Annotated in this window: 17 protein-coding genes; 4 read left to right on the top strand and 13 right to left on the bottom strand. The window is 36.7% G+C overall.

Annotation, left to right across the window (positions count from 1 at the left end):
- Positions 1-34: 34 nt before the first annotated feature.
- The 6 genes from HFP47_RS03070 to HFP47_RS03050 all read right to left on the bottom strand — a co-directional run bounded on the left by HFP47_RS03070 (position 35) and on the right by HFP47_RS03050 (position 5,367).
- Positions 35-1,387: an SLC45 family MFS transporter gene (locus tag HFP47_RS03070; RefSeq protein ID WP_114668778.1), complete on the bottom strand. Its 1,353-nt coding sequence runs from the start codon at positions 1,385-1,387 to the stop codon at positions 35-37.
- A gap of 107 nt (positions 1,388-1,494) precedes the next feature.
- Complete coding sequence (locus tag HFP47_RS03065) at positions 1,495-2,448, bottom strand: LacI family DNA-binding transcriptional regulator (protein ID WP_179876015.1); 954 nt, start codon at positions 2,446-2,448, stop codon at positions 1,495-1,497.
- Positions 2,449-2,450: 2 nt separating this feature from the next.
- Complete coding sequence (locus HFP47_RS03060) at positions 2,451-3,437, bottom strand: LacI family DNA-binding transcriptional regulator (protein ID WP_011679655.1); 987 nt, start codon at positions 3,435-3,437, stop codon at positions 2,451-2,453.
- A 121-nt stretch (positions 3,438-3,558) separates the two neighbouring features.
- Positions 3,559-4,569: an alpha-L-arabinofuranosidase C-terminal domain-containing protein gene (locus tag HFP47_RS03055; protein ID WP_257229698.1), complete on the bottom strand. Its 1,011-nt coding sequence runs from the start codon at positions 4,567-4,569 to the stop codon at positions 3,559-3,561.
- Positions 4,485-5,084, bottom strand: coding sequence for a hypothetical protein (locus tag HFP47_RS10595; protein WP_257229697.1), 600 nt, complete (start codon positions 5,082-5,084; stop codon positions 4,485-4,487). The genes HFP47_RS03055 and HFP47_RS10595 overlap by 85 nt, the downstream gene beginning before the upstream one ends.
- A gap of 28 nt (positions 5,085-5,112) precedes the next feature.
- Positions 5,113-5,367 carry a hypothetical protein gene (locus HFP47_RS03050; protein ID WP_042252056.1) on the bottom strand — a complete coding sequence of 85 codons (255 nt, stop codon included), beginning with the start codon at positions 5,365-5,367 and terminating at the stop codon, positions 5,113-5,115.
- A gap of 189 nt (positions 5,368-5,556) precedes the next feature.
- Between HFP47_RS03050 and HFP47_RS10590 the strand changes: the two genes are divergently transcribed.
- From HFP47_RS10590 to HFP47_RS10580, 3 genes are read left to right on the top strand one after another with little or no spacing between them, the layout of a single operon-like run.
- The gene (locus HFP47_RS10590) at positions 5,557-5,799 is read left to right on the top strand and encodes a hypothetical protein (RefSeq protein ID WP_257229696.1); all 243 of its coding nucleotides are present in this window, start codon (positions 5,557-5,559) and stop codon (positions 5,797-5,799) included.
- Positions 5,799-6,335, top strand: a complete 537-nt coding sequence (locus HFP47_RS10585; RefSeq protein WP_257229695.1) for a hypothetical protein — start codon at positions 5,799-5,801, stop codon at positions 6,333-6,335. The genes HFP47_RS10590 and HFP47_RS10585 overlap by 1 nt, the downstream gene beginning before the upstream one ends.
- Before the next feature lie 25 nt (positions 6,336-6,360).
- On the top strand, positions 6,361-6,663 hold the full coding sequence (locus HFP47_RS10580) for an AraC family transcriptional regulator (protein ID WP_330126953.1): 303 nt from the start codon (positions 6,361-6,363) through the stop codon (positions 6,661-6,663).
- 123 nt (positions 6,664-6,786) lie between these two features.
- Here the strand turns inward: HFP47_RS10580 and HFP47_RS03040 are convergent, their stop codons facing one another.
- A complete protein-coding gene (locus HFP47_RS03040) occupies positions 6,787-7,305 on the bottom strand; it encodes a TetR/AcrR family transcriptional regulator (protein WP_179876014.1) in 519 nt (172 codons plus the stop codon).
- A 140-nt stretch (positions 7,306-7,445) separates the two neighbouring features.
- On the opposite strand from HFP47_RS03040, the gene HFP47_RS03035 reads away from it, so the two are divergent.
- Positions 7,446-8,567 carry an alpha/beta fold hydrolase gene (locus HFP47_RS03035; protein WP_179876013.1) on the top strand — a complete coding sequence of 374 codons (1,122 nt, stop codon included), beginning with the start codon at positions 7,446-7,448 and terminating at the stop codon, positions 8,565-8,567.
- A 58-nt stretch (positions 8,568-8,625) separates the two neighbouring features.
- On the opposite strand, the gene HFP47_RS03030 is transcribed toward HFP47_RS03035, so the two are convergent.
- The 6 genes from HFP47_RS03030 to HFP47_RS10575 all read right to left on the bottom strand — a co-directional run bounded on the left by HFP47_RS03030 (position 8,626) and on the right by HFP47_RS10575 (position 17,049).
- The gene (locus HFP47_RS03030) at positions 8,626-10,917 is read right to left on the bottom strand and encodes an excinuclease ABC subunit UvrA (protein WP_179876012.1); all 2,292 of its coding nucleotides are present in this window, start codon (positions 10,915-10,917) and stop codon (positions 8,626-8,628) included.
- Positions 10,918-11,019: 102 nt separating this feature from the next.
- Positions 11,020-12,525, bottom strand: a complete 1,506-nt coding sequence (gene galT, locus HFP47_RS03025; RefSeq protein ID WP_179876011.1) for a UDP-glucose--hexose-1-phosphate uridylyltransferase — start codon at positions 12,523-12,525, stop codon at positions 11,020-11,022.
- Positions 12,526-12,527: 2 nt separating this feature from the next.
- Positions 12,528-13,712, bottom strand: a complete 1,185-nt coding sequence (locus HFP47_RS03020; protein WP_179876010.1) for a galactokinase — start codon at positions 13,710-13,712, stop codon at positions 12,528-12,530.
- Between the two features lie 30 nt (positions 13,713-13,742).
- Positions 13,743-15,965: an alpha-galactosidase gene (locus HFP47_RS03015; RefSeq protein ID WP_179876009.1), complete on the bottom strand. Its 2,223-nt coding sequence runs from the start codon at positions 15,963-15,965 to the stop codon at positions 13,743-13,745.
- A gap of 77 nt (positions 15,966-16,042) precedes the next feature.
- Positions 16,043-16,858, bottom strand: coding sequence for a substrate-binding domain-containing protein (locus HFP47_RS03010; protein ID WP_257229694.1), 816 nt, complete (start codon positions 16,856-16,858; stop codon positions 16,043-16,045).
- 14 nt (positions 16,859-16,872) lie between these two features.
- Positions 16,873-17,049 (bottom strand): LacI family DNA-binding transcriptional regulator, encoded by a 177-nt coding sequence (locus tag HFP47_RS10575; RefSeq protein ID WP_257229693.1) that lies wholly within the window; start codon positions 17,047-17,049, stop codon positions 16,873-16,875.
- Positions 17,050-17,109 lie beyond the last annotated feature (60 nt).

Genomic DNA, 17,109 nt, shown 5'->3' with positions numbered 1-17,109 from the left:
CCTCTTTCTTCTTTACGGTAACGTTATTACTATATTAATGTGCATTCACTGGATTACTATGAATTTCTTTAATAAAACCAACACTAACTGCACCCAATAGCATCAAAATCCCTGAAACTAAGATCATTGATGGAAAATGTGATCCTAATGCTGGAAATACAACAAAACTTGCAACTGACGCCACAATTTGTGGCAGGCATATAGAGCCGTTGAATAGCCCGAGATAAGTGCCCATGTGATCGCCGTTCAATGCATTAGTAACCATGATAAATGGATAAGCCATCATCCCTGCCCATGAAATACCAATCAAAATGAAAGATGCAATTAAAAGATATTGTGAATGGATAAAGAAAACTGAAATGAATCCTGTTGCCCCTAATAGAAGCGACAAAGCATACCCAAATTTATTTTTTTCTGCCGGAATTTTAGACAGTACTAACGACCAGAGTACGGCAGCAATTGCATAAACCGCCGATAAAATTCCAAACCAATTTCCACCATTTTGATAACCTGCTGTTGTTGGGTCGGTTGCATGAAAGACATTATCTGCAACTGCACCTGTACCGTATGTCCACAAATACTGGAAAGCCATCCAGCAGAAGAATTGTGTCACAGTAACCATCCAAAATGTTTTTGGTGCGCGCTTCAATAAAGTTAGAAACCCACCATCATTATCATTTGGCGTGTTTAATGCGTAACCATGATAAAGCTCGTAAGTTGCGTCATCGTATTCTTTTACGTTGAATACCGCAACTAATGAGAAGACAACTAATACAACTGCACCAACGTAAAAGGAAATAATAACCGAAGCTGGAACCTGTCCTTTGTCAGCAGTATTAGCAACCCCAATTGCTGTTAACAAGAAAGGAAAAATCGTGGCTAGTACAGAACCTGTATTTGATAAGAAACTCTGAATAGAATAGGCGTATGATTTCTGATCTTCATTAACCATATCACCAACAACCATTTTAAAAGGTTGCATAGCCACATTTGAACTAAGATCCATAAACAAAATCGTTATTGCGCCAAACCATAATGCTGCGGTTGTAGAAAATCCAAAGCTACCAGAATTTGGTAACAGGAACATTACTATAACCGAAACTAATGCACCAACTAACAAGTATGGCATGCGTCGTCCAAAACGCTTGGTCCATGTTCGATCTGAAAAGTAACCAACCAAGGGTTGAACAAATAGTCCAGCCAAAGGTGGCAATATGAAGAAAAAACCAAGTTTTGTTGGGTCAGCACCCAATGTTTGGAAAATTCTTCCCATTTGTGAACTTTGCAAGGAAAAAGCCATTTGCACACCTAAGAACCCAAAACTTAACATCCAAATTGTGCTAAGCGGCAAATTAGGCAATCCCTGCCCTTTATGCTTATCATCCATTATTTCTGCCTCCAAAATATTTATTTTTGTAACCGTTTACATTGAACAGTATAAAGCAGTAGATAAATATTTGGAAGCTTTTGCCCGATGTTAACGGTAACATCATTTCATTGCGTTGAATCTCGGATAATTAGTTCTGGCGTAATATTAACTTCAATTTTGGTATTTTCTTCATCAGACTCAACTCGGTTTACTATCTCCTTGACCAAATTCTTTGCAATTAATGCAAGCGGTTGCCTAATTGTCGTTAATTGTGGCGAGGAAATTTGGTCAATAAATACACCATCAAATCCAATTACTCCAAAGTCAGTTGGCACTTCATAAATACGTGTCAAGGATCTGACAACACCCAAAGCAATCCGATCTGTCGCGCAGACGAAACCAGTATTTGATTGAATACTTGTCACCATATTCGTCATCAATATATCCGCCGAGTGGGCATGGTTTTCTGTCGCAAAAACTTTTTGACTCATACCATACTTATTCATGACCGAACGATAGCCTAACGCCCGCTGCTTAGCAAATGGTAAATCAATTGCAATTCCAATGTACCAAATATCCTGATAACCCCTGTCTATCATATATTGCGTTGCCATCTCAATTCCTTGTTTATTATGAACGTCAACATAAGAAAGACGTGAATTTTCCGGTGCCACACCATACAAAATAATTGGTACGGTCACTACTGATAAACCCTCTAAGTCCGCTTGACGCCAGCCACTAACAATCATCCCGTCAATATTGTTTGTACTGGCGGCTAAATCGGTACTTATTTCGAGCGTGTAGCCGCTCTCTTGGAGATAATTAGCAATATGAATCAATAGCTTGGCGTAATTTGGTTCAACTGTTGTGACATCCTCTAAGAGTAAAAATCTAATCACATAATGGCGCTTGTTAACAAGCGCTTTTGCCATGCGATTTGGCTCATATCCAACCTCCTGAATTGCTTTCTCTACAAGCTCTTTCAATTCATCTGAAACTCGTTCGGGATGATTAATTACACGACTAACTGTCATTTTAGACACGTGTGCATTGCGCGCAACATCATTTAAATTTGTCATTATTATTCACCTATTTTTGGTATACGATACGGAACAATGACGCTGCTAGCTTCAGTTTTCTCAAGTGGCGATTGCTGGTCATTAAATAACAATCGGACTGCTTCACTGCCAAGAGTTCTTGGTAAGACATCAACAGAATAAAAGTTTTTCCCTCCCAAGCGGGCGTATTCAGAACAGTTAAATGCAATTGTCGGCAATTTAGGATGACTGGGAAGATGAGCTTGTGCTTGATTACGTGCCAAATAACCAAGTTTATCGTCACTGGCAACTATTCCGTCAACCGTTTGATGTTGCTCAAAATATTTCTGTAAGACCTGCTTTTGTTGCGTGAATTCCAAGGGTAAAGATAAAACATCACCTTCTTCTTGTGCTTCACGAAAGCCCAACTCTCGATTATCTTCAAAGCGCCAATCAGCTAACGTTCTGACAAAAACTGGTGATTTTAACTGAAAACTAGACACTAAGTTTTTGGTAGCTTCAGCGCTTGCTTTGCGATTATCGTTATCTACATACAAAATATTCGTAGCAATTTCTGGCTCACCTGTAACTACAACACGTGCATGATTCTCACGAAGCAATTCGGCAATTGGATCATTTTCGACTGTATATAGTAAAATAAAGCGTCGAACTTGTCCGGCTTCAACCATCATTTTAACTGCATTAAACACCTCAGACCAATTGCTGCCCGTAGCTGTAGTCAATAAATAACGACGCGCAATTAATTGCGCATTAATACCAAATAGAATTTGCATGGCAAAGTCATTATCTGTATTACCTTCTGATTGAGGTTGAAATACAACGCCAACCGTATTACTTTCAGTTTGCGTTAAGTTTCTGGCAGCAAAGTTAGGTGTATAACCCATGTCACGCGCCGCTTTTCTGATACGTTCTTTAGTTCTTAAACTTATTTTTGGGGAATCCCCTAAAGCGCGTGATACTGTTGAAATAGCCACACCAGTTTTGTTTGCAATATCTTGTATCGTTACCATACCAGACCTCCTGTCCACGTTATTTTAACATGAAAAAGATCGAGACGGGTGTCTCAATCTTTTTCTGACTTTTCGGAAATACACCAACTATTTCACATTCTTTAAATAGTTTAACTTTAGACTAACCTAATACAATTTTGAATACAGAAACTGACATTGGCTTTATGCTAATATCAAATAACTCATTCGCAGAAACATTATTACGCTGTTCAACAATCGCTGCACGTAGGTGATTAGGATCCTCGAACGTATTGGTTTCATGCATATCATTGGCCGCTAACTCCTCCTTTTGATACTGAAGTACCAACCCTGGTAAATCAATGTCAACACTGATGGTTTCGGTCAAATAAAAATTAATCACATTTAAGTAAATTATTTTGTCATTTATTGATGCAAAAAACTTAACGTGATCACTATTCTCATCTGTTATTGTCACATCTAGAACATCATTATTTCTATGCACTTTGTACATCTTGAAAATATCATATACTGGTGTTAGCACAAATTGTTCACCGTTAGTTAATATTAATGCATTTAACACATTAATTGTCTGAGCCATACTAGCCATTTTAACTTTATCAGCATTAGAATGAAGAATATCTAAAACGATTGCAGTTGTTATCGCATCGCGCATTGTATTTTGTTGATACAGTGCCTTCTCTTCAAAAAAAGCTCTCCCATACCAATTGCCCCACTCACCTAAAATCAGATCAATTTTCTCTAGTTTTTGATCAAACTCTCCTTCAGGTTCTGGCAGTTGATTCAAACCATCTTGAATCAAATCGTATTGTTCTTTAAGGATATCTTCTAATTCTGTCGCACCTTTAATTACTTGATACCAGTCGTTGGCATTAAAATCTGTTGCTGAGGCGGAAAACTCATTACCCAGGTACCAGTTATACCAATGCAAATCATAACCATCAACTTTTGGTGGACGAGCCCTTGCCAATTCCTTCATTACACTTTTAGTCCAATAACGGCGTTCTTTTGGTTTATTAGCATCGGCACCACTCAAAATGAAGTAGCGCGAATCCTCTGAAAACTGATTCAATGCAAATGTTGGTGCCGCCGTTGCGTACTTTCGGTAATCAGCAACATATTGCTCGGGGTCATCATGCCTCCTCCACCCCAAACTTCATTCCCGATTCCCCAATAATTTACATCATAGGGTTTTTCATGACCAGAATCTTTTCTCTTTTTTGATAAATACGTTGACTGCTTACGATTAATATATTCCATCCACTCAGTCATTTCCCGAGCTGAACCAGTTAATAAATTAACATTGATCCATGGTTCAGAATGAATCAGTGACGCAAATTCTAGAAACTCATCCGTACCAAACTCATTGGTTTCAACGCTATATGTTCCGAATCCTTCGTTAAATACCTTTTCCCTTTTTTCCCCAACCCCGTCTTGCCAATTGTAATGATCCGCAAATACACCACCTGGCCACCTTATAATTGGAGGTTCAATTTCTTTCAAGGCGTTAATGACATCTAACCGCATCCCATTAATGTTTGGAATTTTGCTTTCTTTTCCGACCCATATACCATCATTTATCGCATTACCAAGAAATTCTATAAATTGACCATGTAAACGTGGATTGATTTTAGTCTCATTTTGACGTTTTTCTATTTTAACTTTCATTTTTCCTCCAGAAGATTTCACCTTTTTACTACTTTGTGGATCGAATTATTTGAATAAATATGCATGCAATGAAGGCAAATACAATAGCAGTTGCACCTACGTAACCATGGCCGCCTGTTTGTCCAAGCATTATCGCGATATTCAAAATTTCTAAATCCTTTGCAGCTGTTTCTTTAGATGGCAACACATCATTGAAAATGTTTTTTTTGGAGCATCCATGGTAGTAAGCAACCAATAACCATAACCTATCAAAGCAATAATAACGATCAATTTTATCAGACATTGTTTAGTACGCCCATTAGGAACAAAAAAATCTTCCAACAATGTCTCCTGCAAAAATCCAATTTTCATAAATTAGATGAGTAGTATTGTTTGATTTTTTTGTAAGCGCTTACTATAATTGAATAATAAATCTTTCGTTGAAAAAGAAATTGTAATTTCTAACTTTTTTTTGTGAAAAATGGGGTTAAGTATGTTAACAGAAACTTTGGAATCAATTCAGCAACTGCTTGATGAAAAAATATTTATGCAAGACACGCATTGTAATGTGATATTTGGCGACGAAAAACTCTTGATGAAGTTTGATGACGAACTGCATTTTAATGATGAAATTTTGGACAATCCATCTGCAATACTATTTTATCCAATTAGGAATTTTAATCACCCTGACGATGATGACATACTTGCTATATTTTCAATAAAAAATACTACTTAATGCTGTATGGTAAACTCACGCCATCAGAAAGTCACTCATCTACATACCTATTACTTAAGCTCTATCAAAGATATCGTGCAATACTAAAAATAATCAATAATGATATATCTGAAAATAACGGTTTGATTGATATTGCCCCTCCAAATGATAGCCTCAGTCTTTTAGAATATTCTTCTCAACTACAAACACATCATAGCTATTCTGATGAACAAACATTGCTCAGCTCTATCAAAACCGGTGACAAACAAATTGTCATAAATGCCTACAAGCAGTTTCAAATCCATAATGCATACGAATCCTTCTTAGCAATGAAAAATAATCGCTTACGCCATGAGAAAAATATGCTCATCATTATTGCAACCCTGTGTACACGAGAAGCGATTCAAGCTGGCGTAAATGATAAAAAAGCTTATTTACTTTCAGACCAGTGGATTAATACAATTGAAAAGCACACTTCTGTGGAAAACATTATTAATCAAAATGTCCGATTAAATATTCTTCTCAATTTTACTAGTTTGGTAAAAAAAAAAATATAGCAAATTAAGTCATTTAATATTTGAAGTGCAGACCTATATTCAAATTCATATCTATGAAAATTTGTCCATTGTGAAAATTGCAAAACAATTTAAATATAGTCAAAACTACCTGTCCACACGATTCAAAAAAGAAACAAATGAAACACTCAAACAATACATCATTAAGACAAAGATAACAGAAGCAAAACGCTTACTACTTTCAACACAACTTTCCTTAATGGACATTTCGACGCTCCTTAACTTTAAAGACTACACACATTTTTCCCACACCTTCAAACGTATAACTGGCACATCCCCGAAACAATTTATATCGACAAAAAAGTACTGATAGATATGAACTTTACACATCAATCAGTACTTTTTTATTTTTTGCTTTGATAATTTTCTAGCTGCGATAATATTGAATAGACAAAATAAACATACCTTAGCTATTTCAGTTACTAAAAAATGTCTACTGCTTAACGTTAGAAATGATCACCTCTTGCATTAAATTCATAAAATCAGTTTGCTCTTCAAGAAGCTTTTCGTTCTCAGCATGTTTTAACGTAAAAGAAATTGAAGTTAATGCAAGGTCAGCATAAATTTGGGATAAGAAGCCAACTGAAAAACGATTATTCATTTTTTGTTTTGACAAGAAAGCGTGGGCATTATCGTATAATATTTTGTGAAAACGATCTTGATTAGCCATATCTTTAATAATTTTGTTAAAGATTTCAAAGGTATTTTTCTGCTGCACTGCTTCAAATCTTTGTTGGATTTCACAATTAAACTGCATCGCATACACATCAACAATCTTGTCAATGACATCAAACTTGTCGACATAGTGATCATAAAAAGTTGATTTGCTAATCAACGCTTGATCACAAATTTTCTTAACAGTGATTTTTGAAATACTCGTGGTCGTCAATAACCGCATTATCGTTTCAGTAATCAATTTTTCTGTTTTGATAACCCTTTTGTCTTTTGACACAATGCTGACCCTCCTATTTATACACCAATAATATCATACTGTTTTCTTTTTTCAGTATGATATCGTTCCTTATTACCGCTTTTGCCAGTTGTATTTTACCTTCATCATGTCAAAATATACTTAAAAGAAGGAGGAACAACATGTTTAAACAGTATGTTAAAAATGAACAATTCAATTTACAAATTAATCGATTCATCAATGATGAGTACGAAAATGATCAAAAAGTACAGGAAGATTTAAAAAGTATCATTCCTCAGTTAAAAGATGAAGAATCATGGTTTAAAGCATGGAACGACAAAGCTATTGCAAGAGAACAAGATGGTGATTTCTCTGTCGCATCAACTTATTATCAAGCCTCTGAGTTTTATTTGTCACCTGAGGATCCCCGAGATGAAAATGCTTATCGAAAGTATCGAGAAAATTTTTATAAAGGCTTCAACAACTTTGAATACGAAAGGTATCAAGTACCTTATGAAAATGGGTATCTACCAGTTGTAAAACTAGTCACACCAAACGCCACTAAGAATCTATTGCTATTTGCCGGATATGATTCCTACATGGAAGAGATGGTCAAAATGTCAAAATTTTTGAAAGGAATTGATTACAACATTTATATTTTTGATGGGCCAGGTCAAGGAACTGCGTTGCGTCAAGGAATTCACCTGATACATAATTGGGAAAATCCGGTAAACGTCATATTAGATTATTTCAACCTTAAAAGAGCTAGTGCAGTTGGTATGTCATTAGGTGGATATTTAGTTATGCGCGCCGCCGCATTTGAAAAACGATTGGATAAAGTTGTTGCATTTGATATTTTCTATAGTTTCTTTGATGCATTACGTATTCGAATGCCCTATGATCAAATTACTAAAATCGAACAGCTGCTAGCTGCTAAGGATGCCAAAACAGTTAACATTATATTCAAAAGTATGATGGCCAATAATTTAGATCTAAACTGGAAAATTAATAAGGGTATGGAAAACGTTGGCGTCCAATCACCTTATGAACTATTACAACAGTTCCAAAAATATAATATGGAGCCGATTATGCCACTTATTAATCAAGATGTTCTGTTACTAGCTGGCGAAAATGATCAATATGTTCCCAGTAGCCGCTTAGTAGAAATTGATAGCAAATTAATTAATGCTGCTTCCGTTAAATCAATTATGTTTGACAAGGCGTCTGGTGGTGATCAACATTGTCAAGCAGGTAATCGACAATTAGGATTTGATGCAATAAAAGAATTTTTATCGAATAAATAGCCAAATATAAAAAGCAGAAAAATAAATCATATTTTTCTGCTTTTTATATGCATCTTTTTTATAAATATGGTTTTGTTATTGCATCATTTGATTTTTTCAAATCGTCGATTGTACCGGAAAAAACAACTTTACCACCCATTTTTCCGCCTTCAGGACCCATCTCAATCAGCCAATCAGCCTGTCGAATGACTTTCAAACTGTGTTCAATAATGACAATCGTGTTTCCTCTAGCAACCAGCTTATCGAAAAGCTCGAGCAAATGATCAATATCTTTTAAATGTAATCCATTCGTTGGTTCATCAATAATATAAACACTACTCTTCTTTTGTAAGTAGCTCGATAACTTGATCCGTTGCAACTCTCCGCCTGACAATGTACTCAAAGATTGGTTTAATTTTAAATAACCAAGACCCACATCACAGATTGCTTGCAAACCAGTAGCTATTCGTGTAATACCACTAAAAAAATCAATGGCTTGACTCACCGTCATAGACAATATGTCAACAATAGTCTTATCCTTATAGTCATATTGCAAAACTTCCTGATTATAGCGTTGTCCATGACACAATTCACACTCAGAAACGACATCGTCCATAAAGTACATATCATTAACGATAACGCCTTTTCCCTTGCAGCGCGGACAAGCGCCCTTTGAATTGTAACTAAATAACGATGGATTAACTGAGTTTGCTCTTGCAAATAGTTTCCTAATATCATCAAAAATATCTAAGTAAGTCAGTGGTGTTGATCTAAGACTAATACCAATGTTCTTTTGCGAAATATTGATAACATCGATTCCTTTTTGAATCAATTCTGACGCTACTATTTGTGCTAGAGACGATTTACCCGATCCCGCCACACCACATAAAATAGTCAAAGCATTGAGCGGCATTTTTAAAGAAACGTTTTGTACTGTGTTTAAGTTTTTATCTCTAACAGACAGCCATTTTTTGAAGCTGCTATTAGTATGATTATTCAACCTCTCATTTTCACGCATAGCAACACTGGTAATCGTATCGCTTTTTAAAAACTCACCATATGTTCCCGAAAATTGAATACTGCCACCATTAACTCCCGGACCTGGACCAACATCAATGATGTAGTCAGCTCGCTGAATTAGCAGTGGGTTATGTTCCACTAAAATAATCGTATTGCCTTGATCCTTTAAGACACGCAAACATTTATATAGTCGTTCAATATCTTTTGGGTGTAGGCCTGAGCTAGGCTCGTCTAGGACATACATCACAGCATTTAACGAGCTTGTAACGTGCTTAGCGATTCTGATTCTTTGCGCTTCGCCACCCGATAGTGTATCTGTACTTCTTGCTAAATTAAGATAGCCTAAACCAATCGTAATCAAAGCATCTAGTCGTTTAATAATCTGTGTTTTGACATCCTGAACCAGTGGATTTCTTATTTTTTGAATAAATAATTGTAATTCATCCAATGGCATTGCAACTAAATCACTAATATTATGCCCATCAATTTTGCAACTAAGCGCCTTCGCATTCAATCTGGAGCCCTGACAAGTTGGACAAACATCAGTGGATACAAACTTTTCAAGTTGCTTTCTATGCCTTTTCCCCTCATCAGTATTAATAATACTTCGCTTAATTCTCGGTAACAAACCCTCATATAAGGCAGTTTTTGGCCATTTTTCAGGAGGAGACGCTAGTTTTTGCTGCGGTGCGTATAACAACAAATCTAGTTCTTCTTTAGAATAATCCTTTATTTTTTTATTCAAATCAAATAAGCCGCTATAGGCATAACGTTTCCAACGCCAAGCACCATTTCCAAAAGTTGGAAAATCAATTGGATCTTCATTAAGTGATTGATTAAAATCAACAAGATATGTTAAATTAATTTTTTTAGTAAAACCTAAGCCATCACAAACTTCACATTTGCCTTGGGGATGATTGAAAGAAAAGGCATCTGAATAACCAACAAAGGGTTGTCCTATTCGAGAAAACAGCAAACGCAAGAATGTGTATATTTCAGTATACGTTCCTACTGTTGATCTAACGTTGCCCGACATTTTTCGTTGCTCAATTGGTATTGCTATTGGCAAATTAGTAATGTTATCTACAGCCGGTCTACCATATTTTGGTAAAATATGTTGCACATAACTCGAGAACGTATCATTTAATTCACGTCTTGACTGCGCAACTAAAGTGTCAAAAACTAAGGTTGACTTTCCCGAACCAGATACACCTGTAAAAACTGTTAACTGGTGTTTTGGAATTTTGACCGAAATGTTTTTTAAATTATTTTGATGCGCATTGTCGATGCCAATCCATTCATTGTTACCCACGCTATCCCCCTTACCGATTATCTTTAATGTACAATTCATTGCAATGTTATCATTTTTTTATATGATAATCAAAGTCAGAGCAGAGTATGTATTGAAAACATGAAAAAAATACAAGCAATAACTTGTATTTTTTTCATGTTTTCAATTAGTTGTTAACTGCACAATAAATTTTTTCAAACCAGCTTGGCCTGCTTCGGAATTTTTGAAAACGCCAGCGTCTTCAAGGACTCTTTTAAAAATTTGACCAACACTTTGCTCCACCACTTCCGTTACATTATCAGCATTAAAAGTTTCTTCATGTTTTAGTTTATCGGCCCATATCTTGTGTTTTGGAACCACAGAATCCGTATTCCCCAAAAGATATGCTTCGACTTCTGCAAGTTCTGTTTTTAAACGCGGTGGCAAAATAGCCAAACCCATTACTTCTATTAGTCCAATGTTTTCTTTTTTTATGTGTTGTACATCTGAGTGAGGATGAAAGATTCCGTCTGGAAATTCAGTCGACGTATTGTTGTCCCGTAACACAAGGTCTACTTCATATTTGTGGTCACGGAATCGGACGATTGGTGTAACCGTATGATGTCTTTCACCCGTTTGACTATGAGATTGAATAAATAAACTTGGGTCGTCATAATCTTCCCATGTTTTCATTACTTTACCAGCCGCTGCGAGTAATTTATCGCTGTCCGAATCAATTAAGCGAATTGCAGTCATTGGCCAGTTTAATACCCCCGCTTCCGACAGGTTCACATCTGAAATCTGAAAGCTTTCCTTCAATGTTGCTTTTGCCATAGGTAAATCATAGCGCCCTGCTTGAAAATGATCGTGGGACAATATTGAACCACCCACAATTGGCAAATCTGCATTGGATCCAATAAAATAATCTGGGAATTTAGTAACAAATTCTAACAGTCTAGCTAAGTTTTCCTGATCAACGTGCATTGGTCGAATATTTTCTGATAGCACAATTGCATGTTCATTAAAATAGGCATACGGTGAATATTGAAAATACCAATTTTCATTACCTAAAGTTACTGGAATGACACGATGATTCGACCGAGCAGCATAATCTAAACGACCCCAGTAGCCTTCATTCTCTTTTGCCAACTGAGATGCAGGATACTGTTCCTGTTGTTGTGTTTTATTTTTCAGTGCTGCTGCAATTACCTTAGGATCTTTTTCAGGCTTTGAGAGATTAATTGTAATTTGTAATTGACCATACTCGGTCTCAACTGGGTAAGATAAATTTTGGCTAATTTCCCGCGTCTTGATATAGTTACTTCTTTTCGATAAATCAAAGAAATAGTCAGTAGCCTCCCGTGGGGCGTGATCGTAATGTTGCCAAAAAATTTGTCGAACTTGTGAAGGACGAGGCACAAAATAATCCATTAGTTGTGCCCCTAGTATATCAGCATTTATTTTTCTATTCTGTAATGTGCCATTATCTGCTGCAATTGCTACCAAATTATCCAATAGTGTTAACGTAGATAACCTCGAAACATCTTGATCACTTGTTACATGCTCATAATTTGATTCACCAATCATGCCTAATATTTGGTTTCCCAAGTAGATTGCATCTTCATTTGTGTAATCCGATTGTTCGATAATACGCTGAGTAAATTCCGTAATTAAATTATTTTCTGACATTATTATTCACCTACTTTACCGACCCAGTGTGCTCCGTCACCAACATTTGCTACATAAAATGAGGGATCGTAGCCAACTACAGATTCATATTTAGCCCCAACAGCCGCTTTCAAATCATCAACATTATCTTGATGTACTAGTGCGATTGCACAACCACCAAATCCTGCACCGGTCATCCTTGCACCGAGCACACCATCGACGGTTTGTGCTGTTTCCACAAGCGTATCAAGTTCTATTCCAGTTACCGCATAGTCATCCTTTAAAGACTGATGCGATTCATTCATTAACTTACCAAAGCTAGCCAAATCATTTGATTTTAATGCCTCGACAGCAATCTTAGTTCGTTCGTTTTCATAAACAGCATGGCGGGCACGTTTTACAAGTGTGTTGCTTTCTAATTTATCAGCATATTTATTAAAAGTTTTGGCGTCTAATTCGCCCAGATATTGGATAGGTGTATATTTTTGCAATTGATAGACTGCTTCTTGAGTTTCACGAACACGCTCATTGTATTTTGAGTCAGCCAACTCTCTTCGTTTGTTCGTATTCATAATAACAACAACATAATCACCCAAATGGATTGGTACCATTTCGTAAATCATCGTATTCGTGTCTAAATAGATAGCTTGGTCCGCTTCACCAAATCCAATAGCAAATTGATCCATTATTCCAGTATTAACACCAACAAAATCGTTTTCAGCACGTTGTCCACTGGCCACCAATTGCAATCTCGGAATTTTTAGATTATATAGTTTTTGCGCCACTACGCCAATTAAGAGTTCTAAAGATGATGATGATGACAATCCTGAGCCGTTTGGTATGTTACCATTGATAACTAATTCAAATCCATGCTCAAAACGGTTACCATATCCTCTTAAAGCCTGCAACACGCCTTTAACAAAATTTCCCCAAGATGATCCAGGTAACTTTTCTTCGTCATTAACGTCAAAACTAATCACCCCTTCATCCGGGAAATTAGTCGAATAGAGTTTTACCAAACTATCCGCTCTTTGAGATGCTACGCCATATGTTCCCAGTGTAATTGATGCTGGAAACACGTGACCACCATTATAATCAGTATGCTCACCGATTAAGTTAATTCGACCTGGTGAGAAAAACTTGTCAGTTGGTTCATGATGAAATTGCTTCTTAAAAACATGAATTAATTCTTCGTATATTTCAGTCATTTCCATTTTTCCTTTCACAATGATTTTCACTTATTCAGCTTGCCATTTGAAATAACGTACCGCAGAGGTAAAATCAGCTTGCTTAATTGGCGTGTTATATAGACCAATTGACATGAGTTCATCTCCAGAATAATGTTCACTTGTTCTTTGATCAACATAGATTCCGTCAGATTTCAGGTGACTCATTTTAGTTACAGTGAAAACTGGCTGCGCAGTTGACAAAACACGGTAATTGAATAACAATGCTTCTGTCTTATCTTCACTGATAAATTCCCAGGCTGTTTCATTATTTTTAAAAGGACTTTTGATACGGTAGAAATTGCCATACTGGATCAACGAGCGATGCTGTTTATAAAATGTCACTTGATCTTTGATTTCTGATTTTTCTTCTAATGACAACTCAGCTAGGTTTAATTCATATCCAAAGACTCCTGCAGTAGCAACATCCCCACGCATAGCCAGACTCGTTTGACGCCCAGTTTGATGATTAGGCGATGCTGAAACATGCGCGGTCATACTAGAGACTGGGTAGCTTAATGTCGTCCCATATTGAATTTTTAAGCGCTCAACAGGGTCCGTATTGTCTGATGTCCACGATTGTGGAAAGAAATATAACATGCCAGCGTCAAATCGTCCGCCACCGCCAGAGCATCCTTCAAATAAAATATCTGGATAACGTTTGGTCAAACGATCCGCCAAATCATACACACCTAACATATAACGATGTCCCACTTCTCCTTGACGTTCTGGTGACAACGCTGCAGAATATACTTCTGTTAAATGACGGTTCATGTCCCACTTAATGTAATCAATCTTAACATTATCCAAGATATTTACTACTTGTTGGAAAATATTATCCACTACCTCAGGTCTTGAAAAATCAAGCACATATTGATCACGACTAGGGGTCAAATCACGGTTAGGCATACCGAGAATATAATCAGGATGTTGTCGATAGAGATCAGAATTTTTGGAAATCATTTCCGGTTCAAACCATAATCCAAATTTCATACCTTTTTCGTGTACTTTATCTGACAAGCCAACTAAACCACCGCCACTCTGTAATTTAGTGGCGTATTCAAACCAGTCACCCAAAGAGCTATCATCATCATCACGTTTTCCAAACCAACCATCATCTAAGACAAACATTTCAATGCCTAATGGGGATGCTTCATCTAATATCTCTTGAATTTTTTCTGCATTAAAATCAAAATAAGTTGCTTCCCAGTTATTAATAACAATTGGTCTCTCTGCATATTGATATTTTCCACGAGCCACACGTTCTCGTAGCAAGTGATGGTAAGCTTGTGACATACCATTTAAACCTTCATCAGAATAAACCAACAAAGCTTCAGGTGTCTGAAAGTCATCATCAGCATTTAATTGCCAATCAAATCCATCTTCGTTAATACCAGATAGAACACGTGTCTGTTCCACATAATCTCTTTCGATAGTGAATTGATGATTTCCCGAATAAACCAGTTGAATACCAACAGCTTCACCCTCATTTTCGGTTGTGTTCGGTGTTACTAGCGCTACAAATGGATTCATGTGGTGCGAGCTCGTTCCTCGATGACTAGAAAATTCAGTCACCCCTTGGCGCACAATTTGTCGCTCCATTTGACGTTCACGCACATGGGCGCCGGGTAACGAGATGATTTCTAGATCACTTGCTGGTAAATCTAATTGCATTGATGCAATTTTCTCAATATTAATACTTTGTTGAGAGAGATTCGTTATTTTAGTTGATCTTGCAACTACTGGCCGGTCATTATAAATTGTGTAATAAAGTGATACTTGGACATTTAGCGTACTATCCACAAGATTAATTATTAATGTTTTAGCTTCATCTTCAGATAACACGTAGGCCTGAGGCAGACAATCTAGATGTGGCTTGCCATTTATGATTTTGAATGATTGAAAACGAAAATCAGATGCTTGTGCACCGTTGGCTCCTTGAATTTTAATCGCGGCTTGACGAAAATCTCCCGTATTATAACTACCGTATTCTTGTAATAATGTGTCCTTCGAATAGCTACGATCTGTTTGATGTGGTTTTCCAGCTAAGTTTGGTGAGAATCCTCTATCTAGACGTGGATAATGTCGTGAACCGTGATATTTTGTAATTTTTTTACCAAAATAGAGATGGCTTAGCAGTCCGCCCTCTTCAATTTGTATCAGGTAAGATATTTGTCGATTTGAAAGATGAAAAACATTTTGCTTGTCATCAAAAGAAATGTTTGCATTAGCCATAATCTTCCTCCGTGAAGTCTTTTACTAAATTACAAACACAGTTTACCACTCGTTTACTAAAATGTAAACGGTTACTTTTACTTTTTAAAAGTTTCTCGATATTTCAAATTTCCCGGTATTGTAGCCCAAACTGTCCAATCACGTTCATCATTTGCTAATTCGTAGGCTTGTTCTAAAGCAGTTTTCCCTAGTGCCGCAGGATTTAGATCTACCGTCGTTAGTGCCGGAACCAAGTAAGAGGATAACTCAACATTATCAAAGCTCACCACATCAATATCAATTCCTGGCTCTAGATTCTCGGATTTCAATGCATTAATGGCACCAATTGCAATAGGATCCGAAGCAACTAATAGTGCATCTATACTGTGTTCTTCTCTTAATAAAGATATAGCGCCTTGCATGCCCGTTTCAGCATGCCACGGACCGGTGTAAAAATGAGGGCTCATTTGATGCTCTTCAGCCCAATTACGATAGATTTCACTACGCACATCTTCAACAGCAAGTGTTGAGGAGCCATCTAATTCTAGCAAATCGTTCACACCGCCAATAAATCCAATATGCCGCCGTCCAGCTTGATAGAACTCATCCAATATCCGAGTTGTCATCAACCGCAGTTCGGGATTGACAGAGTCAATGGTTTCATAGCGCGTTTTGGCATCAACCAACACAATTCGCTCATTAATTTTCTGCAATTGGTTCACCGCTTTTTGAGTCATATCGCCTAAAATAATAATGGCATCGTAAGTTGCGAAATCCGCGATATTAATGCCTTGATTAATTCGAATAATTTCATCAACAATAATATTTTGATCTTGCGCATTTTGCTCAATACTCAAGTATATTTGTCGCCAATAAGCATCGCTAGCTTCTCGGATTTCAGAAAAAACCGTCAATACTGCAATATGGATCAATTTTTTGGAAATACTTTTTTTATGTTTTTTGTGTAATTCAACCTTTGCGCGGCATCAATAATCTTTCGGCGAGTTTCGTCAGAAACTGACAGAGTCAGGTCATTATTTAAAACTCGAGATACCGTGCTTGATGACACATCCGTTTCCAGCGCTATCTGCTTAATTGTTACCATATTTTCTTCCTCAATTTATGCAAATTCATTTGCTTTATTTATACTCCTTATCATTTTACA

The sequence above is a fragment of the Leuconostoc sp. DB-1 genome (assembly GCF_013414845.1).
GTDB lineage: Bacteria > Bacillota > Bacilli > Lactobacillales > Lactobacillaceae > Leuconostoc > Leuconostoc mesenteroides.
The sequence above is the reverse complement of the archived record's forward strand: the minus strand, read 5'-3'. Positions and strand labels throughout refer to the sequence as shown.